This is a genomic window from Cobetia sp. (assembly GCF_983723665.1).
Genome location: NZ_CFDJES010000055.1, coordinates 6,295 through 10,418 on the forward strand (window position 1 = coordinate 6,295; position 4,124 = coordinate 10,418).

4 protein-coding genes and 1 pseudogene are annotated in these 4,124 nt (G+C 65.3%); all 5 read right to left on the minus strand.

Annotated features, from left to right (window positions below; genetic code table 11):
• Positions 1–4: 4 nt before the first annotated feature.
• Positions 5–640 (minus strand): endonuclease III, encoded by a 636-nt coding sequence (gene nth, locus AC4FAH_RS07500; protein ID WP_043334098.1) that lies wholly within the window; start codon positions 638–640, stop codon positions 5–7.
• Between the two features lie 90 nt (positions 641–730).
• Positions 731–1,441 carry an electron transport complex subunit E gene (locus tag AC4FAH_RS07505; RefSeq protein ID WP_043334099.1) on the minus strand — a complete coding sequence of 237 codons (711 nt, stop codon included), beginning with the start codon at positions 1,439–1,441 and terminating at the stop codon, positions 731–733.
• Complete coding sequence (gene rsxG / locus AC4FAH_RS07510) at positions 1,434–2,213, minus strand: electron transport complex subunit RsxG (protein WP_286988844.1); 780 nt, start codon at positions 2,211–2,213, stop codon at positions 1,434–1,436. The genes AC4FAH_RS07505 and rsxG overlap by 8 nt, the downstream gene beginning before the upstream one ends.
• The gene (gene rsxD, locus AC4FAH_RS07515) at positions 2,210–3,250 is read right to left on the minus strand and encodes an electron transport complex subunit RsxD (RefSeq protein ID WP_490245833.1); all 1,041 of its coding nucleotides are present in this window, start codon (positions 3,248–3,250) and stop codon (positions 2,210–2,212) included. The genes rsxG and rsxD overlap by 4 nt, the downstream gene beginning before the upstream one ends.
• Positions 3,251–3,341: 91 nt before the next feature.
• Positions 3,342–4,124, minus strand: a pseudogene (locus AC4FAH_RS07520) (hypothetical protein); the annotation flags it as partial.

The window sequence follows — 4,124 nt, forward strand, 5'->3', positions numbered from 1 at the left end:
GGCGTTACAGGTCGACCTTGTCCTTGTACTCGCAGAGATCTTCGATGATGCAGCTGCCGCAGCGCGGCTTGCGTGCCACGCAGGTGTAGCGGCCATGCAGGATCAGCCAGTGGTGGGCATCGACCAGAAACTCCTTGGGCACATGGCGCATCAGCTTGTGCTCGACTTCCAGCACGTTCTTGCCCGGGGCGATGCGCGTGCGGTTGGAGACACGGAAGATATGCGTGTCCACCGCCATGGTCGGCTGACCGAAGGCGGTGTTGAGCACCACGTTGGCGGTCTTGCGGCCCACGCCGGGCAGCGCTTCCAGCGCCTCGCGAGTCTGGGGTACCTCGCCACCATGCCGTTCGATCAGCATGCGGCAGGTCTTGATGACGTTCTCGGCCTTGGTGTTGAACAGGCCGATCGTCTTGATGTACTCCTTCAGGCCCTCGACACCCAGCGCGAGGATGCTCTCCGGCGTATTGGCGACCGGATACAGCTTCGCCGTGGCCTTGTTGACGCCCACATCCGTCGCCTGCGCTGACAGCAGCACCGCGATCAAAAGCTCGAAGGGCGTTGACCAGGCAAGCTCGGTGCGTGGCTCAGGATTCTCGTTGCGCAGGCGGGTGAAGATCTCGAGGCGTTTCTGGGCGTTCATGATATCTCGGGTACGGCGGTAAGGGCTTGGGAGCAGGTGTCGTCGACACAGGCTGTCAGCCAGCGGGCTGACAGCCTGTGTGAGAGGGGCTCAGGAGATGGTGCCGGTCACGCGCACACGACGCGACACCTTGGGCGCATCGGCGTTGGCTGCCTTGCGGCGCTGCTCGAGTCGCTCATCGATGGTCTTCTTGCCCGCGATGATCAGCCCCATGCAGAAGAAGGCGCCCGGTGGCAGCACCAGGAACAGGAAGGAATAGTCCGGGAAGATCGTCAGCTGCCAGTCGGCGGCCATCGGCCCGACGAGCAGTTCCATGCCGGCAAACAGCGTGCCCTGGCCGAACAGCTCACGCATGCCACCCAGCAGCACCAGCACGGCCATGAACCCCAGCCCCATCATCAGGCCATCGGTGGCCGCCGGCAGCACGGGATGCTTGGCGGCGAAGGCATCGGCACGCCCGAGAATCGCGCAGTTGGTGACGATCAGCGGAATGAAGATGCCGAGAATCTGATAGAGCTCATAGGTGTAGGCCTTCATCAGCAGCTCGGCACAGGTCACGAACGAGGCGATGATCATCACGAAGGCCGGCAGGCGCACTGCAGAAGGCACCAGATTGCGGATCAGTGACACCGCCACGTTGGAGCCGATCAACACCAGCAGCGTGGCAAGTCCCAGCCCGATGGCGTTGACGACACTGGCGGTGACGGCCAGCAGCGGACACAGGCCCAGCAGCTGCACCAGCGCCGGGTTGTTGTCCCACAGGCCGTCGCGGCTGATCTTGCCAAGCGAGATATCACTCATGAGGTTCGTCTCCGCCGTGTTCAGAAGGCGCTGATGGCTTGAGCGTGCCATCAGCGGTGGGAGCTTGCGTGTCTTGCTGGGCCCTGGCGGCGCGGCGGGTCGCGGTCAGCGTCTCGCTGTCGCCGGCCAGCAGCGCCGTGCGGTGCGCCATGAAGTAGATCAATGCCTGACGAACGGCACCCACCACGGCGCGCGGGGTGATGGTCGCACCGGTGAACTGGTCGAAATCACCGCCATCCTTGTTCACCTTCCATTCCACCGAGCTGAGCGTCTGGTCATCGAATTCGTGAATCCAGTCGGACTTGCGCGCTTCGATCTTGTCGCCCAGCCCCGGGGTCTCGGCGTGCTTGACGGCGCGCACTCCGGCCACGCTGCCATCGGCACGGATACCGACCAGCAGGCGGATATCGCCGCTGTAACCCTTGCCGGTCACCACCGGCAGCAGCACCGCGACGGTCTCGCCATTCCTGGTGGCGCGCCAGCCGGTATCGGCGCTCTCCAGACCCAGCACCTGAGAAGGCGGCAGGGCGAAGGCCGCGTTGAGCAGGTCATTGTCGTGCAGCGACGGCGGGATGATCTCGGCCAGCGCCGCGCTCTGGGCGGCACGCTCGTTGTCGGCGATGGTCTCGGCGGTGGTCATCTGGGTCACGGCGACGACGCCTGCGGTGACGATGGCGAAGACCGCCAGGCCTAGCGCGGCCCGCGCGATGGTGTGCTTCAGGCCCTGCGCGGCCTGGGCTTGCTGTTCGGGCTGATCAGGCGTCAGGCTCATGCCTTGTCCTCCAGCTTGATGCCGCGACGGGCCTTCTTGTGACCATAGCTGCGTGGCTGGGTGTAGTAATCGATGAACGGCACGCTGAAGTTCATCAGCAGCACCGCGAAGGCGATGGCGTCAGGATAGGCGCCGAAGGTGCGAATCAGGTAGATCAGCACGCCGATGCCGACGCCGTAATAGAGCTTGCCCTTGTTGGAGGTCGCCGCCGTGACGGGGTCCGTGGCGATGAAGAAGGCGCCGAAGATCGCCGCACCGCACAGCAGGTGGATCAGGGGGCTGGCGTGCTGCTCGCCATCCACGAAGGCGAAGATGGCGGAGATCACCGCCAGGCTGCCCAGCATCGCCACCGGGATATGCCAGGTGATCAGGCGACGCGCCAGCAGCACCAGGCCGCCGAGGCCCCAGGCGATGGTTGTCTGCTGCCAGGCCAGCAGATTGGCGGCGGGCAGCAGGCTCGGGTCTGCCCAGAACTCGCTGCTGGAAAGCTCGCCCTTGTTGCGGAAGGCGTCCAGCGGCGTGGCGCCGGTCAGGGCGTCTGGCGTGGCGATCACGCCGAAGAACTGCTGCAGGCTGTCAGCGAAGCCGAGCGCGAAGCCATCGGGGGATGACCAGCGCGACATCTCGACCGGGAAGGAGATCAGCAGCAGCGCATAGGCGACCATCGCCGGGTTGAACGGATTCTGGCCCAGGCCACCGTAGAGCTGCTTGGCGACCACGATGGCCGCGATCACGCCGGTCAGTACCAGCCACCAGGGCGCCAGCGGCGGCAACGACACCGCCAGCAGCACGCAGGTCACCAGCGCCGAATTGTCCTTGAGGAAAAAGCTGACCGGACGGCCACGCAGCTTGAGCAGCAGTGCCTCGAGGGCGACACCCGCCAGACAGGCGAAGACGAGGTTGAACAGCACACCCCAGCCATAGTGCCAGCACAGCACGGCGATACCCGGCAGCGTCGCGGCCAGCACCCAGGCCATCACGCGCGAGGTGGCGGTTGGCCCGTGGGCATGGGGGGAGCTTGCATGCATCAGGCTCATGAGACGGTCAGATCCTTGCGGTAAATGGGCAATGACACGAGGCGTGCTTCAGGATGAGTCGCCATTGGCGAGGTAATTGGGCTCAGGTCACTCATTGGGCGTCCACCAGTGCCTGCACCTCGGCCAATGACTCGCGGGCGTGTTCCAGATTGCGGCGCGTGCGGTCGACCTTGGTCGCCAGGCGCTGACGGTTTTCGTCATCCGCCTCGCTCAATGCCGCCTCTGCCTTGCGGTGGGCCGCCTCGGCCGCCTTGACAGCGATGCTGACCTGCTTGTGACGCTTGGCAAGGTTCTCGGCGCGTGATGCCTCGATCTCCGCCTGCGAGAGCGTCACGTTGCTGGCCATGCTGCCACGCCCGACAGAACTCGCAGCGGGCTTGGGCGCCTCGGGAATCAATTCGCCCGTGCCCTTGGCGGCAGGCGTCGCGTCAGTACTGCCAGCTTGCGCGCTGTTGAGGCGTACCTCGGCGGCGCGCAGGTTTTCCTGGGCCGTGGCCAGCAGGGTCTGCAGGTCCTCGATATCGCCTTCGCCACTTTCGCTGGCGCGGGCCAGGGCCTTTTCGGCCTTCTTGACTGCGATATTGGCAGCGGCGCGCGCTGTCTTGAGTGCCTTGATATCGGCGCTGGGTGCCGCAGCTGCCGGTGCAGCAGCGTAGGCAGAAGAGCCAGCCGCAGCGCTTGCATCAGGGGTTGTAACAGGACTTGTAGCAGCGCCAGCGGCGTCGGTCACCGCCTTGAGATCGCCTTCGGCCTTGGCAAGGCGGGACTTGGCATCCGTCACGCTGGCCTCGAGGGCGGAGATGTCGCCCTCACCGCTGTCCTGGGCGGTCTTGAGGGCCTTCTCGGCCTTCTTGACGGCGATATTGGCCGCGGC